We start from the raw sequence: 19,305 nt of genomic DNA on the forward strand, positions 1-19,305 counted from the left end.
GAAAGTGCGACACTGGGCGTGGGGTTCGACGCCCCACGTTACGGCGGCGGCGGGGCGGCGCGGCTGGGTGAGCCTCAGCTTGGCGGTGCTGTTGACCGCTACCCTCGCCGACTGGGTACCGTCCCCCGCTCGGGCGGAGCCTGCCCCGACGCCGATGGTGGAGCCGGGCGGGCTGCTGGACCGACCGGACGAGTCAGCAGCGCTGGTTACGGCGCGGATGACCGGCAAGAAGGTTCGGATCCTGGACGCCACGACGGAGTTTGCCACGGCGGTCGCCAACCCGGACGGCACCGTGACGTTCGAGTCGGCGGTGGAGCCCCAACGTGCCCGCATGGGTGACGGGTCGTGGAAGGACCTGAACCTGTCGCTGGTCACCGCCCCCGACGGTGTGCTGCGGCCAGCCGTGTCGGTGGCCGACGTCAAATTCTCCCCCGGTGGCGACAGGCCCCTGGTGGAACTTCGGAGTGCCGGGAAGTCGATGACCCTGACCTGGCAGGGTGCGTTACCGAAGCCGGTGGTCGAGGGCGCGTCGGCCACCTACCCGGAGGTCGTACCCGGGGTTGACCTGGTGGCCAGAGCCACCACGACCGGTTTCAGCCACGTGTGGGTCATCAAGACCCCGGAGGCGGCCCGCACCAGTGCGGGGCGGCTTAACCTCCAACTCGGGGGCGATGCGCAGGTCGCCACTGCGGGTGACGGTTCGCTGCGTGCCACCGACGCCGGACGGACGCTGGCGACGGCTCCCGCGGCCGTTATGTGGGACTCTGCCCAACCCCTGTTGTGGCAGCCGGGCGACGACACGCTCACCGGCTCCGACCGGACGGTCGGCCGGCCACAGCCGGATCCGGGAGCGCAGCGTTCCTCGGCCACGACGGCCGGCGACGGGGCCAAGGTCGGCGGCGTGCAGACGCGGGTAAATGGCGGCAGACTCGAACTGACGCCGGACGAGGCGATGCTGGCCAGCGCGGAGACGGTGTACCCGGTGTACGTGGACCCGTCGTGGACCGTCACGTCGAGCAAGTGGGCGTATTCCAACTCGATCAACAGCAACTGGGACCTCGGCGGCTATGCCTGGGTCGGCCAGAACTCGTTCGACAGTGCGCTCTACCGGTCGTACTTCGACTTCGACACCTCGGCGATTAAGGGGAAGTACGTACAGTCGGCGCAGGTGACCGCAAGGCTCTGGCACTCCTGGGCATGCGAACCGACCTGGACGCATCTCTACCGTACGAGCGGCATCACGGTCGCCAGTGGTGCCCGGATGGCCTGGTCGACTCGGCCCCTACCCTCCGGGGTCTGGCTCGACTCGGCCGAGGGGAACGCCAACAAGAGCGGCGGTTGCGGGGCGAACCAGCCGGACATGACCATGACCTGGGAGGGAGCGAGCCTCACCACCGATGTACGGCAGGCAGCCAACAACGGCTCGTCGCTCTACACCGTCGGGATGTGCGCGTGCAACGAGGCCGGTGAGTATGAGACTACGCAGAATCGCTGGAAGAAGTTCTACACCAACCAGACAAAGCTGATTGTCACGTATACGTCGTACCCGACCGTGGGATCGCGGGTGACCGTGCCCTCGACCTCGTGTGTGACTGGATCGAACCTGCCGTACGTCAACACGACGACGCCCAAGTTGCAGGCACAGATCAACGACGCCGAGGGGTCACAGGTCCGAGCCAAGTTCGAATGGCTCACGGGCGGGGGCACCTCGCTCGGCGCCGCCACGGTGGGCCCCGCCGCTGCCGGGTCCTGGCAGTCGGCCACGGTGCCAGCCGGTGTCTTCACTGAGAACGGCACGTACTCGTGGCGGGTGCAAGGCAACGACGGTGTGGTTGACGGTCCGTGGACCGGCTACTGTGCCTTCATTGTCGACACCACTGCCCCGTCGACCCTGCCCACTGTCTCCTCGACCGACTACCCGACGAACGACTGGGCCGGCGACGCGGGCACCGCAGGCAGCTTTACCTTCGGCGCCAACGGCACCGCCGACATCGCCGCCTACGAGTATGGTCTCAACGTCAACCCGCCGGACAAGTCGGTGACGACGTCGAGCCTCGGCGCGAACGCGACTGCCTCGATCACTCCGAGTACTGTGGGGCCGCAAGTCCTCTATGTACGGTCGCGGGACCGGGCCGGAAACGTCTCGGCCATCCAGACGTACTCGTTCTCGGTAGGGGTGGGGGTCGGCGGTGCGGTGACTTCTCCGAAGGAGGGCGACATCACCGCTGCCAAGGCAGCGCTGACCGCCACGGGCAAGGCCACCGCAACCAGCGTGACGTACCAATGGCGGCGGGCTGACGTCGACGCATGGACCGACATCCCCACCGGCCACGTCACCCTCGCCGCAGGCGGCGGACCAGTTACCTGGCCGGTCACGACCACCGGCAACGGCGAGTTCGCGAAGATCAACTGGGACGTGGAGGCGACCTTGGCGGCGGCCGACGCCCAGTCCGTGCCCCGGGACGGCCCGTTGCAGGTGCGTGCGGTCTTCAGCACCGGCACGTCCCCAGCCATCAAGATCTCCTTTGACCGCACCCTGGCCACCGCGCCAGCCGAGGCGATCGGCCCCGGAGCGGTCAACCTGATCACCGGCAACTTCACCCTCACCGACACCGACGTCGCGGCCAGCTCGTTCGAGAGCAGTCTCGTCGTGAGCCGGTCCTACAACACCCGGCGCGCCACCGACACGGACACAGCCAACATGTTCGGTCCAGGCTGGGTGTCCAGCGTCGAGGTGGAACGGGCCGACTCCCCTTACACCTCACTGCACGTGTACGGCTCCCTGGTGCAGGTTGGCACTCGGGAGGGCAACACGATCGGGTTCACCGCACGCAGCACGTCCAGCTACGACGCCGAAATCGGGCATGAGTCGCTCAAGCTTGTCTACGCCAGCGCCAACGACGCATATACCCTCACCAACTCCGACGGCAGCGTGGTCGTCTTCACCCGACTCGCCGGCACCGCTGCCGGCGCGTACTTTCCGACGTCGGTCACCGTGCCGGCCGGCCAGATAACCACACTGAGCTGGGAGAAGGTCACAATCGGGAACCAGGAGGTGATCCGTCCGACCCGGCTGCTTGCCGCCGTGGCCGAGGGGGTCACCTGCGTGACCGTCACCCGCGGGTGCCGGGCGGTCAACTTCACCTACGCCACCACGACCACCGCCACCGGCACCACCGAATCCGCCTGGGGTGACCATGTCGGGCGGCTGCAGGAGGTCTCCTTCACTGCGTGGGACCCGGACCTGACGACACCGGCGGTACGAACGGTGACGATGGCCCGCTACACCTACGACAACACCGGCAAGCTGCGGGCGGTGTGGGACCCACGGCTGGACTGGAACGACAGCGGCACGCTCTGACACGTGTGGGTCACTTACGACTACAACCCGGACGGCATCCTCAAGACGGTGAAGCCCAAGGGGCAGGAACCGTGGGAGCTGTCCTACACCACCGTCCCGAACGACCCCGGCAAGGGCCGGCTGCACCGGATGAGCCGATCCGCACTGGCGGCTGGCACGTCGGTGGAAACGGTCGTCTACAAGGTTCCCGTGTCGGGCGCGAGTGCGCCGTACGACCTGTCGCCGGCGCAGACCAACCGGTGGGGGCAGACCGAGCAGCCCACCGACGCCACGGCGGTCTTCCCCGCCGATCAGGTGCCCACTGGCAACCCGGCGGGTGGGGTGCTGCCCACCTCGTACGAGCGGGCAACCGTCACCTACATGGACGCCAACGCACGCTCGGTGAACACCGCCAAACCGGGCGGTCACATCGCCACCACCTGGTACGACACACGGGGCAACGCGATCCGGTCCCTGACTGCCGCTAACCGCGCACGGGCACTGGATGCCCGTCCCGACGACGACGCAGCAGCCGAGACCGTGATCGCGCGTAGCCATTCCAGCCTCAGCGTCTACTCCATTGACGGGCAGCGCCTGGACAGCACGCTCGATCCGGAGCATGACGTGATGCTGCCCAACGGCGAAACTGTTCGGGGCCGCAAGCGCATCAAGTACACCTACGACCAGGGCGCGCCGGCAAGCGCGGAGCCGTACAACCTGGTTACCACGAAGGACGAGATGGTCCGGGTGTGGAACAGCGACGGCACATTCGGCGACTTCGACGTCCGGACCAGCACCACCGCCTACGACTGGGACCTCGAACAACCGACGGTTGAAACGGTGGACGCGGGCGGGCTCGCGCTCACCACCCGTACCCGGTACGACCCGGTGACCGGCCATGTCACCCTTACCACCAACCCAGCCGGCGGCACCAGCGTCACCACCCCGGCTACCCGCAAGGTGGTCTACTACCGGGCCGGGGTCGGCTCCGGCTACAGCGAGTGCGACAACCGGCCGGAGTGGGTGGCCATGCCATGCCGGGAGGAGGCCGGCGGACAGGCGACCAGCGGACCGGACCTGCCGGCCAAGGTCACCATGTACGACATGTTCGGCCAGCCACGGGTGGTAACCGAGAAGGTCGCCACCACGACGTTGCGAACCACCACCACGACGTACGACGCTGCCGGACGGATTCACGAGAAGACGGTGAGCGCGCCGGCCGCGCTCGGTACTCCGGTACCGACCGAACGGAATGTCTACGACCCGGCCACCGGGCTGCTGACCCGTACCCAGTCGGTGACGGGTGGCTCGGTCACCGCCGAGATTGTCCGAGGCTACGACGGCCTGGGTCGGCTCGTGTCTTACACCGACGCCGATGGGGCCACTGCCACCAAGGCGTACGACCTGCGGGGACGAGTAGCGACGACGGACGATGGGAAGGCCGCCCGGAACTACACGTACGACGGTGGCGGTGAACGCCGTGGGCTGCTGACCTCGGTTGTCGATGCCCAGGCCGGTACCTTCGGGGCCAGTTACGACGCCGACGGCAACCTGTCGTCGGAGACCTGGCCGAACGGAATCGTGGTCACCCGGGCCACGGACGAGACGGGTACCCCCAGCAGGGTGGCCTACACCAAGCCGGGGTGTGCTGCGGAGGACTGCACCTTGTTCCTCGAGACCAGCATGTCGTCGATCCACCGACAGGTACGGGAGAACGTCTCGACGCTCTCGCGGAGCAGCTACACGTACGACCCGGCAGGCCGACTGACCGGCAGCAGCACCACCCGCAACGACATCTGCGTCAGTCAGCGATACACACTCGACACGGCGTCAAACCGCACCGGGTGGACGACCTACGCGGCGAACGCCAACGGTGGCTGCGCCACCGACGTCGTGCTGCGCAACGTCACCTGGTCCTACGACCAGGCCGACCGGCTCTCGGTCGCCAGCGGATACGCCTACGATGCGCTGGGCCGGACCACGACGCTGCCCGCAGCGGACACGGCGAACTCCGGAGCGGCCGTGACGTTGGCCTACCACGTCAACGGCTTTGTCCAGTCGATCAGCCAAGGTGCGGGTGGCTCAGCCACATACACCGTCGACGTCACCGGTGAACGGCTCCGTAGCTGGTCGGACGACCGGTCCGGAACCATCGTCCAGTCAACCCACCACTACGACGGGGACGACGACAACCCGTCCTGGACCCAGGAGACACCGGCCCGCTACACCAGACCGGTCGACGGGGTCGCGGGCGTCGCCGGTGACTTCGACAGCGGCACCGGCGAGATCCGCTGGCGGATCGGCAACCTGCACGGTGACGTCGTCGCATCGGTGCAGGGCAACGCGGAAGGCCTTTCTGCGGTCAGCGAGTTCAACGAGCACGGGCTCGCCCGGGACGAGGGGGTGACCGGGGTCCAACGGTATGGTTGGCTCGGTGCCAAGCAACGGGCTGCCGACACCCCGGCGGGTCTCGTACTCATGGGAATCCGGCTCTACAACCCGTACACCGGTCGGTTCCTGTCTCAGGACCCGGTCCAGGGCGGTAGCGCGAATCCCTATGAGTACTGCTCCGGTGATCCGATCGGCTGCACCGACCTGAGCGGCAAGGGCGATACATGTCGATGGCCTAACTGCGGCCGGGTCATCAATATGCACTGGTGGCCACTCAAGATCGCACGCTCCCGGTGTGGCCTCTGGCCCTGCCCTAGGAGTGGGAATACCAAGTGGCTACAGATCTACCAGAGTTCTCGGCGCTACTGGCAGGACACGGACTCGTACCGGTTCTTCGGCATCTGGTGGCCAATCCAGGACAAGTGGACAGCAGTGGGGTGGGGGACATACCACTACCGGTACTACCACGCCTGGTGACGCGTCGGTCGGCCCTTAGCCCGTAGCCACCCGGCCAACCGATCGAAGTGATGGATCCCGGCCCCACAGCGGCAGGTCGCTGTGGGGCCGGCTCCGTAACGTTTGCTCGGTTAAGGTGTCTGCCCTGACCGCTTTAAGGTGTGATTTAGGTCTCCGTGGGGCGCCCCCAACCGTCAGCGGCGGTGGGGGCGTATTTATAGGACGGAGGTGCCAGATGACGGACGAGCAGTACCCGGGGCTTCGGGAGTTTATGGCTGCTCGAGGCGGATCGCTCTCCCGGGCCGCCTACCTGCTGACTGGTGACCATCACCTGGCGGAGGATCTGCTCCAGTCGGCGATGATGCGGGTGCTGCGGCACTGGAAGAAGGTGGGTGCCAACGGCCCGGAAGCCTACATTCGGCAGGTCATCTACCACCTCTACCTCTCCGGTCGACGCCGGAGACGGATACCAGAGGTATTGACCGGGCAGGTGCCCGAACCGATGTCGGCAGACCAGTGCCCGACGTTGGCGTTGCGAATCAGCCTGGACGCGGCACTGGCGGCACTGTCACCGAGGCAGCGTGCGGTCCTGGTGCTGCGGTACTACGAGGACCTGACCGAGGCCGATACGGCTGTGGTGCTCAACTGCAGCGTTGGAGCGGTCAAACGGTACGGCCATGAGGGGCTGGCACGGCTGCGTCTGGTGGCGCCGCATCTGCTGGACTTTGGGCAGATTGTCGAGGAGGTGGGCAGGTGACCAGCAAACTGACGGAGGCGATGCGGGACAACGTGGCCGGGGTGCCGGCGTACGTCTCATATGAGGGTTTGGTCGCCGAGGCCGGTCTGCGGCGGCGGCATCGGGCGATTGTCGCGGCTGGGGTGGTTTTGGTGCTGGTGCTTGGTGTTGTTATGGCACCCCGGCTGGTCGGCTGGCGGGGCCAGTCGAGACCGGTCGGGGCTGCGGCCGGAGCGTCCGAGGCTTTGTCGTTGCCGGACCGGGTCGGCACGCCACAGTGGGGTGGCTGGTCGGTACAGCGCCGCCCGCTGGGCGCCGCCTCGATGATCTTCACCAGTGAGAACTGGTGGTACGAGCCGGTGAGCACGGGCACAGTGGCGGCGGTCTCGGCGGGTACCGACGAATATCGCCTGCTGTCCGACGGCTGGGGCACCCGGGCTGGAGAGGAGTCGATACTCTCCGGCGACGGCGACCTCGTGGCCACGCCCAACCAACTTGTGGACCTGCGTACGGGAAAGACTCGTGGCCTGCCTACCGTCGGTGGCACCGAGGACACCTTCCCGGTTGCCTGGTCCAGGGATGGTGACCGGCTGGCCGTTGTCGGTCTCAAAGGCCGGTACGTGCGGCAGTGGGATGGCTCGGTCGAGGCTCACCCCGCGACCCGGACGGTGCTGGCGGTGTGGGAGTTGGCCGCCAACCAGCTCACCACGGTTGCCGATGTTGATCCACGAACGCTTTTCTACGGCTGGCTGGCGGCGTTCAGCCCGGACGGCCGTATGCTCGCCTACCAGTCGGGGAGAACCGTCACCGTGGTGACGATCGGCAGCGAGGGGCGAAGCCAGTTCACCGTGCCCGACGACACCCAGCTCGCCGGTAAGGGCGCGTGGACGCCGGACGGTCGCGGGTTGACGCTGGTGACCCAGCGGCGCTGCTGTACGGGTGATGCGTACGCGTCCAAGTGGCTGTTGCGCATCGTGGATCCCAGCTCCGGAGCGGATCTGGCGGCGAAGCCCTTCGCTGAGCAGGCGGGGCTGGTCGCGCTGCGCCTGTTGGGCTGGGCACCGGACGGGGCGGCTGTGGTGGCCCGCTATCATCCCAGGCCGGGTACGAAGGTGGTTGGTTTCGGCGTAGAAGACGGCATCACCTTCGGCGGATGGACCGAGTACCGGACGGACGTGGTGGCCCTGTCCGGCAGCGACATCCGGGGGCTGCTTACCGGCACGGGGGAACAGATGCATGGTGTCGACATCGCCGACGAGGTGATCGCCAGCGGCCGTACCCACCCCGGCAAGATGCCGCCCGGCGGTATGGGGCCGGAGTACCGGATGTACCTCAAGATCGCTGGCCTGGTGCTCGTCGGGGTTCTAGTCATCGCGGGAATACTCCTGACAAACTTAATCATCCGCAGAAAACGCCGCCGCAGGAGAACAGTCGGGACGGCGTAGGGTCTTGCTGGACTGGGATCCGGACCGGCACCGGACCCGCCGTCATCGCAACACTGCGATCAGCTACCACCACACCAGCGGCGAGGCCGACATCGCTCGCGTCACCAGACGTATTAACCGCCGACCACACGACCTCATCGCCGCCGTGACCAGCGGCATCCCTAGACTGCAATGGCCCTGAGCTGACGCCGCCAGTACTACGAGCCGAACGGGCAAGCAGCCGTTCGCGTATATGTAGATCATCGACGATGACGGCGGCGCGGAACCCGACACTGGTCCACCGACCAACTGATTGCCGTGCTACAGCAGGCGCGCGCCGCCATCCTCGCGGACAACTCCGACCTGACGTTGAGAGGTGCGACCGCAGGCTTCACCAGCCGCCGCACCATCACAACCAGCGGCGATAATCCGTACCGTCTCGCCGCCCTGCCATTACGCGACGCCGCATAGGCTCCCATCCTCGGCCAACTCGGCTGAGGATGGGAGGCCATCCAAAGCCTTGCGTGTGGGCTCCCTCGAGCGGACGGACCCCAGTGAGATCTCGCTGGGGCGATCCAAGTTCGAGCCGATTGAACGGGCTGGCTGGGAACGGCCCCTACTCAAGGCGGTCGCAGCGCTATCGACGAAACCTATCAAGCCCACCATGGCGACCTGGCATTACAGTAGCCTCGGCATCCCGATCGCTGCACTCGGCGCCGACCACGTAACGATTGGTGGCTATACAGATGCGATCACTGTCGATAGCGCCGATCGCCTACGAGGGTGGGTTGGTGCGGTCGCCGCTGCCGCCGGGCTGGACGCAGCTGAAATCGCGGGGCAGGCGCGGCGCGCAATTGCCGAATGTGAACGCGCCCTGAAACGGAAGGATTTCTGGGCGCTCTCGACAGTGCCGCTGCCCGCCGAACTCGCTCCGTTAGACGCCACCTGGCTGGTGTACAGGAGTTGGACGCACTCATCAACGCGTTGCAGGCAAACTCAGGATGGATTGCTAACCTGGCTCGAAAGCTCTTGTCTGAGATAACCGACGAGGCCCTCCGGAGTCGTATTGCTACTTCGGTGCTCAGCCGTGGCGTGGAATAACCCAGATAGGTCGGTCGACCCTGCCCACAGCGAAGTTGCACGCACATTCCATGCGATCGGCGAACCTACGGCGGCGAAGGCTTTTGACGATGGGTTTACCAAAACCCGCAGCCCTCTTACCGACCTTCAGTACGCGAGCACAGCAACAGCCCGCTGCGACCGGCCCACGTAGACAGGAAAACGGAAAGCCGCAGGTCATCTGTCTGCGGACACGGGCGGAGCTGCGTGTTAGGAAACCGTTGCTCTATCCCCTGAGCTACGAGGGAGCGAGTGCCCAGCTTACCTGTGACCAGAGACCTATGAGCGCCCACGAGTGCTCGTCGTGTTCGGGGCGACGTGACCTGCTGGCGGACAGGGCACCTGACGAACTGTGGTCGGTGTAGCGGGGCTGCTGGTGCGGGGGGATACCCCCCCATGAACGGCCACCGCCCTGCCCGCGTTCGGCGGGCAGGGCGGCAGGTTGTTGTGTCTGCCGTACCGCTATCTCGCCAGGTCGACTGCCTTCCGTACGTGTTCGACCACCTGGTCCAGCGGGATCCGATCGGTCTGGCCGCTGGCCCGATCGGTGAACTCGACGACGCCGTCGGCCAGGGTCCGTTTGCCGACCGTGATCCGTAGCGGAATGCCGACGAGTTCGACGTCGCGGAACTTCACTCCGGCCCGCTCCGCACGGTCGTCGATGATCACCTCGACCCGTTCTGCGAGGAGTTGCTGGTAGATCTGCTCGCCGGCCTCGGCGACGGTTGTGTTGTCGGACTGGGCGACCACGACCGCGACGTGGAACGGGGCGACGGGCATCGGCCAGACGATGCCCCTGTCGTCGTGGTGCCCCTCGATGATTGCGGCCATGGCGCGTTCCACACCGATCCCGTAACTGCCCATGATGACCCTGGTACGGGCACCGGTCGGGTCGAGCACCGTCGCGTCGAGCGCGTCACTGTACTTGTAGCCCAGCTTGAAGATGTGGCCGACCTCGATCGCCCGCTGGACCTGTAGCGGCTGTCCGCAGCGTACGCACGGCTCGCCGGCAGCCACCTCCCGCAGGTCGGCCCAGGTGCCGACGGAGATGTGCCGGTCGACGTCGACGCCCCGCAGGTGTACGTCGTCGATGTTCGCGCCGGTGAACATGTTCCGCCGGCCGCGTAGTGCCTCGTCGGCGAGGATCGGCAGATCGGTCACCCCGACCGCGCCCAGGCTGCCCGGCGAGGCCCCCAGGGCGGCCCGGATCTCGTCCGCGTGTGCCGGACGCAGGGTAGTCGCCCCGGTCGCGTCGGCGAGCTTCTGTTCGCTCAGCACGTGGTCGCCGCGCAGCAGTACGAGCGTCAACTGGTCGTCCAGGACGAATACCAGCGTCTTGACCTGCCGGTCGCCGGGGGCGCCGAACCGTACGGCGAGGTCGTCGATGGTGCGTACGCCCGGGGTGTCGAACCGTTCCGGGACGGCGAGGCCCTCGTCGTCGGTGCTCGGCTCCAGCCGTGCGGTCGCCTTCTCCGTGTTGGCCGCGTACTCGCAGGCAGCGCAGTGCACCACGAAGTCCTCGCCCACCGCCGAGGGGAACATGAACTCCGTCGAGGCCGCGCCGCCCATGCTGCCGCTGGACGCCTCCACCGGGATGGCCGAGATCCCCAGCCGGGAGAAGATCCGGACGTACGCCTCGTGGTGCAGGTCGAAGGACCGGTCCAGACCCTCCGGGGCCAGGTCGAAGCTGTAGGAGTCCTTCATCGTGAACTCCCGGGTCCGCATCAGCCCGGCCTTGGGGCGGGGCTCGTCCCGGAACTTGGTCTGGAACTGGTACCACATCTGCGGGAGGTCGCGGTAGGAGTTCAACTCCAGCGCCAGCGTCGTGAAGATCTCCTCGTGCGTCATGCCGAGGGCCAGGTCAGCACCCCTGCGGTCACGCAGCCGGAACATCTCCTCGCCCATGATGTCCCACCGGCCACTCCTGCGCCAGATCTCGGCGGGGTGCAGCGCCGGCAGGGAGAACTCCTGGGACCCGATCCGGTTCATCTCCTCGCGGATCACGTCGATGATTTTCGACCGTACCCGTACCGCCAGTGGCAGCAGTGAGTAGTGGCCCGCCATCAACTGGCGGATGTAACCCGCTCGGAGTAGAAGCCGATGGCTCGGCGCATCCGCCTCTGTCGGATCCTCCCGCAGGGTCGGTATGTGCATCTGAGACCAGCGCATGATGGGTAGCTCTCGTTAGAGGTTCAGGGTCAGGCCATCATCGGCCGGGGTACGCGTGGAGCAAACCGGATTTTAGTGCGGCGAACCGGGCCGGGGCCGGACCCTCGTCGGAACGACGCGGGTCGCTACCCACGCTCAGGCTGGCCGGTCAGGATCCCCGCCAGCCAACGGATTGTCCGACTTCGTCGGTGCGCTGCCCGGTCCTGTCCGCCAACTTTCCGAGGACGGCGACGCAGTAGTGCGTCCAGCTGCCTCGTCCAGGAGGGCGCGCGCCGTCGACCGGGCATCGGCGAGGATCCGCTCCGCCTCGACCCTGGCGGCGTCCGTGACGTCGTCGGCCTGTCTTTCAGCCAGGCTGAGGATCTGTTCGACCCTGGTGCCAAGGTTGGCCATCGTCGGCCGTTCGGTCTCGGACCGACCCGTGGTCTCCGGCGCGGACAGGTCCCTACCCGGCCCGACGAAGGAGAGCGCCATGCCGACCAGGGTGATGACGACGCCGGGCCAGATGGCGACCGAGCCGAGGTAGCCGCCGCCAGCGGTACCGATGCCGAGCCCGACCAACAGTATCGAAAAGGACCTGAGGGACATCGTTCCTCCTCGACCTCGGCAGTCGAGGTTCAGATTTGCAGGCGGGGTCAAGGGAGGTGCCGACAGTGTTACATCGCCTGCCAGGTGGCCCCGGTGTCGGTGCTGCGCAGCAGCTTGGCGTCCTCAGTGGCCACATACATCGTGCCGCCGTCGACGGTGAAGGCGGCCGGGGCGTTCGGTACGCGACCACCGGTCGTCGACCAGGCGGCACCCCCGTCGGTCGAGCGTAGGATCTGGCCGTCCGGAGCGACCGCCCACAACTGCGTGGGCTCCGACCAGTGGAGCAGTCGCAGGGCGGGACCGCTGGCCGACGACCAGGTACGGCCACCGTCGCCGGATCGCCGTACCCCCTGATCGGTTGCGGCAAGAAGCGTCTCGGCCCGACCGGGGTCGACGGCGAGGTCGTTCGTCTCGACCGTCGAGCGGACCTGCCAGTTGACCCGATCGGTGCTGGCCATCAGCGACGCGGTGGTGGAGTCCAGTCCGTAGACGATGCCCTGCGCCACCCGCAGGGCGTGGAAGTCGGCCTTCCCGGCCAGCGACAGAGTCCGCCAGTTGTGCCCTGCGTCGGTCGATTCGATCAACCCGAGGTGCGCCGGCCCGCCTTCGCCGGGGGCGGGGTGGCCGGAGGCGAGGAACCGGTCAGCTCCGGCGATGGCGAAACCCATCGTGTCCTGTTTGCCGTTGCCCACCCGTTTCGCCGGTTCGGCGGCTGAAACCCGGAACACTCCGTGGTGGGTCGCGACATAGAGCCGCCCGTCACCAGGGTTGACGGCGATTCCGTGCACGTGTCCGAACCCGTCCGATCCTGCGGAATCGACAGCCGTGCTCTGACATGCTGCCGTCGCCAGCATGGCCAGGCCCAGTAGGCCGATGCCGATCCTGGTAGGAAGTCGCTTCCCACGGTTCTGTTGCCGGATAGGCACAACTCACTCCTTCGCGACGTGATCGTCCGACGCCGTACAACTGCCGGATGCCGTACAACTGCCCGGCCCGGTGCTACTAGTACGCCATAGTAGGTGACCTACTATGGCGTACTAGTAGATGGGGAGTGGAGGTGGACATGGGGAGCCCGGTGGAGATCTCCAACGTCAGGACACATCGGTGGGCGACAGCGAGCGTGGTGGCCCTCCTCGCGGCGGCGGTCGGTTTCGTGCTGCGGTTCGACCCCACCGACCGGATCGCCGATCCCACCGGACCGTGCCTGTGGCACGCGGTGACCGGCATCAACGGGCCGAGCTGCGGCGGAACCCGGATGTTCTACTACCTACTGCACGGTGACCTGGTGCAGGCCGCCCGGCATCATCTGCTCGCCCTGGTCGCGGTGCCGTTCCTGGCCTACGCCGGGATCCGCTGGTTCGCTGCGGTGTGGCTCGGCCGGGCGCTGCCCGCGCTACGCCTGCCCGCCTGGGCGTACGCCACCTACATCGCCGCATTCCTGCTCTACAGCACGGTGCTGCGTAACCTTCCCTGGGCGCCGTTCACCTGGTTCGACATCCCCAACCTGACCCCGTGACCGGGGGCGCTCATGCCGGGAGTGGTCCGCCTGATGCAGGCGGGCAGGCGGGCAGCCGGCTGGCGCAGGCGTAAGCTGGCGGGAATGTCCGAAAGGCGGGTGCGGTGAACGGCCTTGGCGAGTTGGAAGCCGTCGTCATGGACGTGTTGTGGGAGGCAGACACCCCACTTCGCGTACGTGAGGTGCTCGACCGGCTGTCGACCAGCCGTACCCTGGCCTACACGACCGTGATGACGGTGCTGGACAACCTGCACCGTAAACAGTGGGTGCTACGCGACAAGGACGGCAAGGCGTACCGCTACCGCCCGTCCGGCACCCGCGAGGAGATCACCGCCCGGACGCTACGTCGCATGCTGGAGACCAGCACCGACCCGGATGTCGTACTCCTGCATTTTGCCCGCTCCGCATCCGTACGGGAACTGGCCGTGCTGCGGCAGGTCCTGGACGAGCGATCGGGCGACCGGTGAGCCTCGCCCTCGCCCTGGTCGTCGGTCCGCTGGTGCTGGCCTGGCTGGCACCGGCCGTCCTGAATCCGGCGGTCCACCGGATCCGGGACCCGTTCACCGTCCTGCTCGGCTGGCTGATCGTCACCGCCGCGACGGTGCTCACCTTCGCCGCCGGTGTGGTGCTGCTCCTGATCCCGGGCGGCCAGCAGGCCCGGCTGGGATATCTGGCGCACCAATGCTGGCTGGCCGTACGCCATCTCCAGCGCCCCGGTGTCGACGAAGCTCTCGGGGCCGTCGGTGCACTGGCCCTGGTCGCCCTGCTGGTGCGCCTCACGACCGCGACGCTGCGGCACTGGCGGGCGCAACGCCGCTTGCGACAGGCCCACCAGGACCTGCTCACCCTGCTCGGCGGTACGACCGGCCCCGGTCCGGAGCCGGTGCTGCGGATGCCGTACGCGGCACCGGTCGCCTACAGCGTCGGTGGTCGCCGTGGCCTGGTGGTCGTCAGTGACGGCGTCGAGCAACTGCCACCGGCACAGCGTGCGGCGGTGCTCTGCCACGAGCACGCCCACCTGCGCGGTCGACACCACCTGATCGTCTCCGCCGTCGACGCCCTTGCCGCAGCCCTGCCCTGGCTGCCGTTGACCCGCCAGGCACCGGACGCCGTACGGCTGCTGGTGGAGCTGTGCGCCGACGACGCCGCCGTCCGCGCCTGTGGGCCGGGGGCGGTGGGAGCGGCGCTGATCGCGCTCTCCGAGGCGCCCCGTCCCGCCCATGCCCTGTCGATGTCCGGCTCGGACGTGGTGGTGCGCCTGCACCGCCTCCAGACTGCCGCGCCCGCTCGTCGTCTGCCGGGCCGCCTCGCGGCAACGACCGCAGCCCTGGTGGCACCGGCCCTCGCCGGTGTCCTCGCCATCGCCGCAATGTGCGGCTGAGCGCCTCCCGGATCGGGGTGACCGCCGTCTCCCGGACAGCGCTGACCACGGTCTTCGGATCTGGGCGGACCGCCATTGCATACATCGTCATCTGCATCAGGTAGAAATGCACCGTGGAGGACACGATCCCGGCGTACCTGATTTCGATGCCACTGCATGCGATCACCGAGGTCTACGGTGAGGACGGGCTGCGGCAGCGGTTCGCGTTGGAGATCGCCCGGTTCGACGAGGCCGAGCAGGAGAAGCTCAACCGGGCGCTCGCGTTGGCGGATCACCTGCACCGGGACGATCGGCGGGTACGCGAGCCGTACCTCAACCACCTGCTGCGGGTGGCGATCCGGATCATCTGTTACTACCGCGTGTACGACGTCGACGTCATCGTCGCCGCGCTGCTGCACGACGCAGTCGAGGACCACCCTGAGGCCCTGGCCGGTGGCCAGCCCGTCGACGCGACCGCAGCGGCGCTTCAGGTGCTGGCCCGCGACTTCGGTCCACGGGTCGCGGGCCTCGTCCGTTCGGTGACCAACCCGCAGTACGACCCGGATCGGGACCGGGACGAGCAGTACCGCGAGCATGTCGCGGCCAGCCTCGACCGGGATCCGTGGGCGCGGGTGATCAAGGCGTCCGACTTCACCGACAACGGCGTGGGGGTCATCCACGCGACCGGTTCCAAGGTCCTCCGGGCTGCGGCCAAGTACCGTCCGCTGGTGCCGGTCCTGCGGGAACTGGTCGCCCGGCCGGACACCCCACTGGACGACGAGGCGAAGCAGCACATCCTCGAACAGTTCGAACTCGCGGAGACGCGGTTCGCGGCCATCCTTCAGGACTGAGCTCCGCTTCGCCCCACCGACGGGACAGCTGTTAGCCGTTGCCGTCGTAAGCCGTCACCGTCGCGAGCTGCCACCGTGCGGGTTGTCACCGTCGCGAGCCGTCACAGTTGCCGTCACCATCGTCTCGTCGCGACGCGCCGATTACCTGAAGACAGGGTCTGGTTGCGCATCGTAAGCTCCTGGCGGTTCCGTACCCCGCTGGCAGGAAACCGGTGCTGGCAGCCACCCTGCGTGCTCGCGGCCACCCGATGCTGCAGCCGACACCGTGGCCCAGGACCGTGCTGCGGACGGAACTCCGGCCAGTGACGGAGGAGCAGCGATGACATCCATCCGGGTACGTCAGCGACGTCGAGCCACCGAAGAACAGAGCGAATCAGCGGAGCAGACCGAAGCAGCGGAACAGATCCTGCCGGAGTTGGAGGACCGTGGCTGGCTGCACCACGCGACCGCCTTCTCGCACACCAGTTTCTGGTCGGTGGCCCGACGCCTGCCGCACCTGGTCCGGGAGGCCGTGGCGCTGGCCTGGTCGACCAGTCGGGTGGACACCGTAGCCTCCATCGGCCTGAACATCGCTGCCGGCGTGATGACCACGTTCGGCCTCCTGGCCACCAGTAACGTGCTGCGGGAACTGTTCGCCTCCGGACCCACGCCGGACCGGGTCCGTGCCGCCGCCCCGGCCCTGGTCCTGGCCGCACTGGCGGTGATGGCCCGAGGCGGTCTCGGCATCGCGGCCGGGTGGGCCCAGGCCAGGCTCACCCCGTTGATCAACTATGAGGTCGAGCTGCGGATGTTCGAGGCGACCACCGCCGTGGACCTGGCCGCGTTCGACGATGCCGGGTTCGCCGAGGAGATGGACCGGGCCCGCAACCGGGGCGTCACCGAGGCCGCCTCGATCGTCGACGACACCGTCAACCTGATCACCGGGGTGGTCGGGGTGGTCGCCACCGCCGCCGCGGTGACGGTGATCCAGCCCGTACTCCTGCCCTGCCTGCTGCTGGCCGGGATTCCCCAGGCTGTCACCGCGGTACGCATGGCCCGCCGCCAGTATCTGGCCATGCTGGCCCGGATCACCCGGCGTCGGCGGATGTGGATGCTCGGCACCCTGATGGCCAACCGGCACACCGCAGCCGAGGTACGTGCGTACCAGATGCGCGGATTCCTCCTCGCCGAGTACCGCCGGGTCATGAGTATCGAGGCGCGGGCCCAGATTCTCCTGGTCCGCGCCCAGACCACCACCCGGGTCCTGGGAGCGTCCGTTGCCGGGCTGGCCAGCTTCGCCGTCTACGCCGTACTAGGTGGGCTGCTACTCGGTGGGGTCGTGGCGCTGGCCGCTGCCGCCACCGCGCTGCTGGCGCTACAGGCCGCCCACAACAGCCTCGGCACCGCCGTGCAGGCCACCAACTCCCTGTACGAGGATGCCCTCTACTACCAGGACTTCCGCGACTTCCTGGACCGGGCCCGAACCCACACCCGAGCCGTCGGTGGTGAACCGACCAGCGGCTTCGAGACCATCGACCTCGACGAGGTCAGTCTGCGTTACCCGGACACGGGGGAGCCCGCCGTGGACCGGGTCAGCCTGTCGGTACGAAAAGGACAGGTCGTCGCGCTGGTCGGCGAGAACGGCTCCGGCAAGACGACCCTGGCCAAGCTCATCGCCGGACTCTACCGGCCGACCTCCGGCACGATCCGATGGGACGGGGTCGACACCGTACGGCTCGACCCGTACGACCTTGGTGCCCAGGTCGCGGTGATGAGTCAGGACTGGTGGAAGTTCCCGTTCACTGCCGGTCAGAACATCATGGTCGGCCGGCACGACCGGTCAGCGGGGCAGAGCGGGCCCAGCATGGTCGACGCGGCCGAATCCGCCGCCGCCCACGAGATGATCAACGGGTTGCCCCGTGGCTACGAGACCCTCCTGGACCGGGAGTTCAAGGATGGCCACGACCTCTCCGGCGGGCAGTGGCAACGCCTTGTCGCCGCGCGCGGGCTCTACCGTGACGCCCGCCTGTTGATCTGTGATGAGCCCTCCGCCGCGCTCGACGCCCGCGCCGAACATGCGCTCTTCCAGAACCTACGTCGGCATCCTGACCGGACGATCGTCCTGATCACCCACCGGCTGGCCAACGTCCGGCACGCCGACCAGATCTATGTGATGAAACACGGGCGTCTCATCCAACAGGGCAACCATGACCAGTTGATGGCCGAAGGTGGCCTCTACCGCGAGCTGTTCGAACTACAGGCCAGTGGATACCTGGACGTGCCCGACCACGACGGACGGGAGGCGACCTCCGGCGTGGTGCAGGGCTGATCGGTGGTGTGCCGGCCGGTCCCACCCGTCGCTCGGCCCCACCTGTCCGCGCGGGTCCCACCTGTGCCACCCGTCCAGCCCGGCCAGCCCGGCCAGCCCGTCCAGCCCGTCCAGCCGGCCCGGCTCCGTCTGTTCAGGACAGCAGCCGACGCAGGGTCGGCGCGATCGCGGCGGCGACCGCCCGGTCGTCCGATTGGTGGGCTACCCAGTTGAGCGCACCCAGCGCCACGACCGGCTCACCAGCGGCTGCCGCGGTGACGATGTCCGCATCGGTCACCGTGGCCAGCAACCGGCGGACGAGGACACCCTCACCCCACATCGCCTCCGTCGGGTACGGCAGCCGGCCCAGCCAGTTCAGCAGTGCACCGGCCCGCGCCACCGGATCCGGCTCGGCGGCGGCCAGCCGCAGCGCGAACTCGCGTACCCGCTCGTCCGGGAGTTTCGCGGTGCCGTCCCCGGTGACGCCGACCAGATCGTCGCGCAGGAGATCTGGCACCTGGCGTTCGGCCAGTGTCGCTGGGAGCTTCGCGGGACGGAACTGTGGCCTTCTGGGTTTCTCGTAGTACCCGAGAGCCTTCGCCAGGTCGGTGAAGAGGCTGCTGCTCAGAATGCCGTTGACGCCGCACTCGGAGAGGAACAGCGTCAGGGCGGTCGGTTCGGCCACGTCCAGGTCGTCGGCGAACCTGTCCCGCTCCCACGAGACACTGCCGTGCCCGTGGAGGGTCGCGCTGCCGAGAATCTGATCGTCGACATCGTAGAGAGCCAGCGTCGGGCCTCCGAGGCAACGGCAGATGTCGCCGGTGAACCTGCCATTCGTGGTGAGCTCCCGTGCCCGGCTCAGTTGGTCCGGGTCGACCAGTTCGGCCAGCAGTTCACGGTCGTCCAGCGGTCCATCGGCCAGGCCGCCGCTGAGAATCCACACCGTCCGGGTCCGTGCCCAGACATCGGACAACCAGTCAGTCATCAGCACTGCGTCATGGTAGGCGCAGCAGGCCCCGGTTGGAGCCCTGCGTCGCCCGCCCGCCCCAGCACCGATGGAGGGGCAGG

Annotated in this window: 14 protein-coding genes; 10 read left to right on the forward strand and 4 right to left on the reverse strand. The window is 67.8% G+C overall.

Annotated features, from left to right (window positions below; translation table 11 throughout):
* The first annotated feature begins 67 nt into the window (after positions 1 to 67).
* The 5 genes from ACFQ4H_RS02450 (at position 68) to ACFQ4H_RS02470 (ending at position 9,389) form a co-directional block, all read left to right on the forward strand.
* On the forward strand, positions 68 to 3,361 hold the full coding sequence (locus tag ACFQ4H_RS02450; protein WP_377566431.1) for a DUF6531 domain-containing protein: 3,294 nt from the start codon (positions 68 to 70) through the stop codon (positions 3,359 to 3,361).
* 3 nt (positions 3,362 to 3,364) lie between these two features.
* Positions 3,365 to 6,208 (forward strand): RHS repeat-associated core domain-containing protein, encoded by a 2,844-nt coding sequence (locus ACFQ4H_RS02455; protein ID WP_377566433.1) that lies wholly within the window; start codon positions 3,365 to 3,367, stop codon positions 6,206 to 6,208.
* Between the two features lie 214 nt (positions 6,209 to 6,422).
* Positions 6,423 to 6,944 carry a SigE family RNA polymerase sigma factor gene (locus ACFQ4H_RS02460; RefSeq protein ID WP_377566435.1) on the forward strand — a complete coding sequence of 174 codons (522 nt, stop codon included), beginning with the start codon at positions 6,423 to 6,425 and terminating at the stop codon, positions 6,942 to 6,944.
* Positions 6,941 to 8,368, forward strand: a complete 1,428-nt coding sequence (locus ACFQ4H_RS02465) for a WD40 repeat domain-containing protein (RefSeq protein ID WP_377566437.1) — start codon at positions 6,941 to 6,943, stop codon at positions 8,366 to 8,368. Before ACFQ4H_RS02460 ends, ACFQ4H_RS02465 begins: the two co-directional genes overlap by 4 nt.
* 643 nt (positions 8,369 to 9,011) lie before the next feature.
* Entirely contained in the window at positions 9,012 to 9,389 is a 378-nt protein-coding gene (locus ACFQ4H_RS02470) for a hypothetical protein (protein WP_377566439.1), read from the forward strand.
* Between the two features lie 539 nt (positions 9,390 to 9,928).
* On the opposite strand, the gene ACFQ4H_RS02475 is transcribed toward ACFQ4H_RS02470, so the two are convergent.
* The 3 genes from ACFQ4H_RS02475 to ACFQ4H_RS02485 all read right to left on the reverse strand — a co-directional run bounded on the left by ACFQ4H_RS02475 (position 9,929) and on the right by ACFQ4H_RS02485 (position 13,149).
* Entirely contained in the window at positions 9,929 to 11,635 is a 1,707-nt protein-coding gene (locus tag ACFQ4H_RS02475; protein ID WP_377566441.1) for a proline--tRNA ligase, read from the reverse strand.
* 135 nt (positions 11,636 to 11,770) lie between these two features.
* Positions 11,771 to 12,223 (reverse strand): ATP synthase subunit B family protein, encoded by a 453-nt coding sequence (locus ACFQ4H_RS02480; protein WP_377566443.1) that lies wholly within the window; start codon positions 12,221 to 12,223, stop codon positions 11,771 to 11,773.
* A gap of 68 nt (positions 12,224 to 12,291) precedes the next feature.
* Positions 12,292 to 13,149 carry a F510_1955 family glycosylhydrolase gene (locus ACFQ4H_RS02485; RefSeq protein ID WP_377566445.1) on the reverse strand — a complete coding sequence of 286 codons (858 nt, stop codon included), beginning with the start codon at positions 13,147 to 13,149 and terminating at the stop codon, positions 12,292 to 12,294.
* A 137-nt stretch (positions 13,150 to 13,286) separates the two neighbouring features.
* Between ACFQ4H_RS02485 and ACFQ4H_RS02490 the strand changes: the two genes are divergently transcribed.
* The 5 genes from ACFQ4H_RS02490 (at position 13,287) to ACFQ4H_RS02510 (ending at position 18,258) form a co-directional block, all read left to right on the forward strand.
* Complete coding sequence (locus tag ACFQ4H_RS02490; protein ID WP_377566447.1) at positions 13,287 to 13,739, forward strand: DUF2752 domain-containing protein; 453 nt, start codon at positions 13,287 to 13,289, stop codon at positions 13,737 to 13,739.
* A gap of 104 nt (positions 13,740 to 13,843) precedes the next feature.
* Complete coding sequence (locus tag ACFQ4H_RS02495; protein WP_377566449.1) at positions 13,844 to 14,206, forward strand: BlaI/MecI/CopY family transcriptional regulator; 363 nt, start codon at positions 13,844 to 13,846, stop codon at positions 14,204 to 14,206.
* Complete coding sequence (locus tag ACFQ4H_RS02500) at positions 14,203 to 15,120, forward strand: M56 family metallopeptidase (RefSeq protein ID WP_377566451.1); 918 nt, start codon at positions 14,203 to 14,205, stop codon at positions 15,118 to 15,120. The genes ACFQ4H_RS02495 and ACFQ4H_RS02500 overlap by 4 nt, the downstream gene beginning before the upstream one ends.
* 146 nt (positions 15,121 to 15,266) lie before the next feature.
* Positions 15,267 to 15,950, forward strand: coding sequence for an HD domain-containing protein (locus ACFQ4H_RS02505; protein ID WP_377566666.1), 684 nt, complete (start codon positions 15,267 to 15,269; stop codon positions 15,948 to 15,950).
* A 319-nt stretch (positions 15,951 to 16,269) separates the two neighbouring features.
* Complete coding sequence (locus tag ACFQ4H_RS02510) at positions 16,270 to 18,258, forward strand: ABC transporter ATP-binding protein (RefSeq protein WP_377566454.1); 1,989 nt, start codon at positions 16,270 to 16,272, stop codon at positions 18,256 to 18,258.
* A 133-nt stretch (positions 18,259 to 18,391) separates the two neighbouring features.
* Here ACFQ4H_RS02510 and ACFQ4H_RS02515 read toward each other — a convergent pair whose 3' ends face one another.
* Entirely contained in the window at positions 18,392 to 19,222 is an 831-nt protein-coding gene (locus ACFQ4H_RS02515; protein WP_377566456.1) for a hypothetical protein, read from the reverse strand.
* Positions 19,223 to 19,305: the final 83 nt, after the last annotated feature.

Source organism: Micromonospora sonneratiae (assembly GCF_042679305.1).
Lineage (GTDB): Bacteria > Actinomycetota > Actinomycetes > Mycobacteriales > Micromonosporaceae > Micromonospora_H > Micromonospora_H sonneratiae.

Coding starts and splice junctions, on each gene's coding strand:
- ACFQ4H_RS02460 (WP_377566435.1), top strand. CDS start 6,423: ATGACGGACGAGCAGTACCCGGGGCTTCGGGAGTTTATGGCTGCTCGA.
- ACFQ4H_RS02470 (WP_377566439.1), top strand. CDS start 9,012: ATGGCGACCTGGCATTACAGTAGCCTCGGCATCCCGATCGCTGCACTC.
- ACFQ4H_RS02475 (WP_377566441.1), bottom strand. CDS start 11,635: ATGCGCTGGTCTCAGATGCACATACCGACCCTGCGGGAGGATCCGACA.
- ACFQ4H_RS02480 (WP_377566443.1), bottom strand. CDS start 12,223: ATGTCCCTCAGGTCCTTTTCGATACTGTTGGTCGGGCTCGGCATCGGT.
- ACFQ4H_RS02490 (WP_377566447.1), top strand. CDS start 13,287: ATGGGGAGCCCGGTGGAGATCTCCAACGTCAGGACACATCGGTGGGCG.
- ACFQ4H_RS02505 (WP_377566666.1), top strand. CDS start 15,267: ATGCCACTGCATGCGATCACCGAGGTCTACGGTGAGGACGGGCTGCGG.
- ACFQ4H_RS02510 (WP_377566454.1), top strand. CDS start 16,270: ATGACATCCATCCGGGTACGTCAGCGACGTCGAGCCACCGAAGAACAG.
- ACFQ4H_RS02515 (WP_377566456.1), bottom strand. CDS start 19,222: ATGACTGACTGGTTGTCCGATGTCTGGGCACGGACCCGGACGGTGTGG.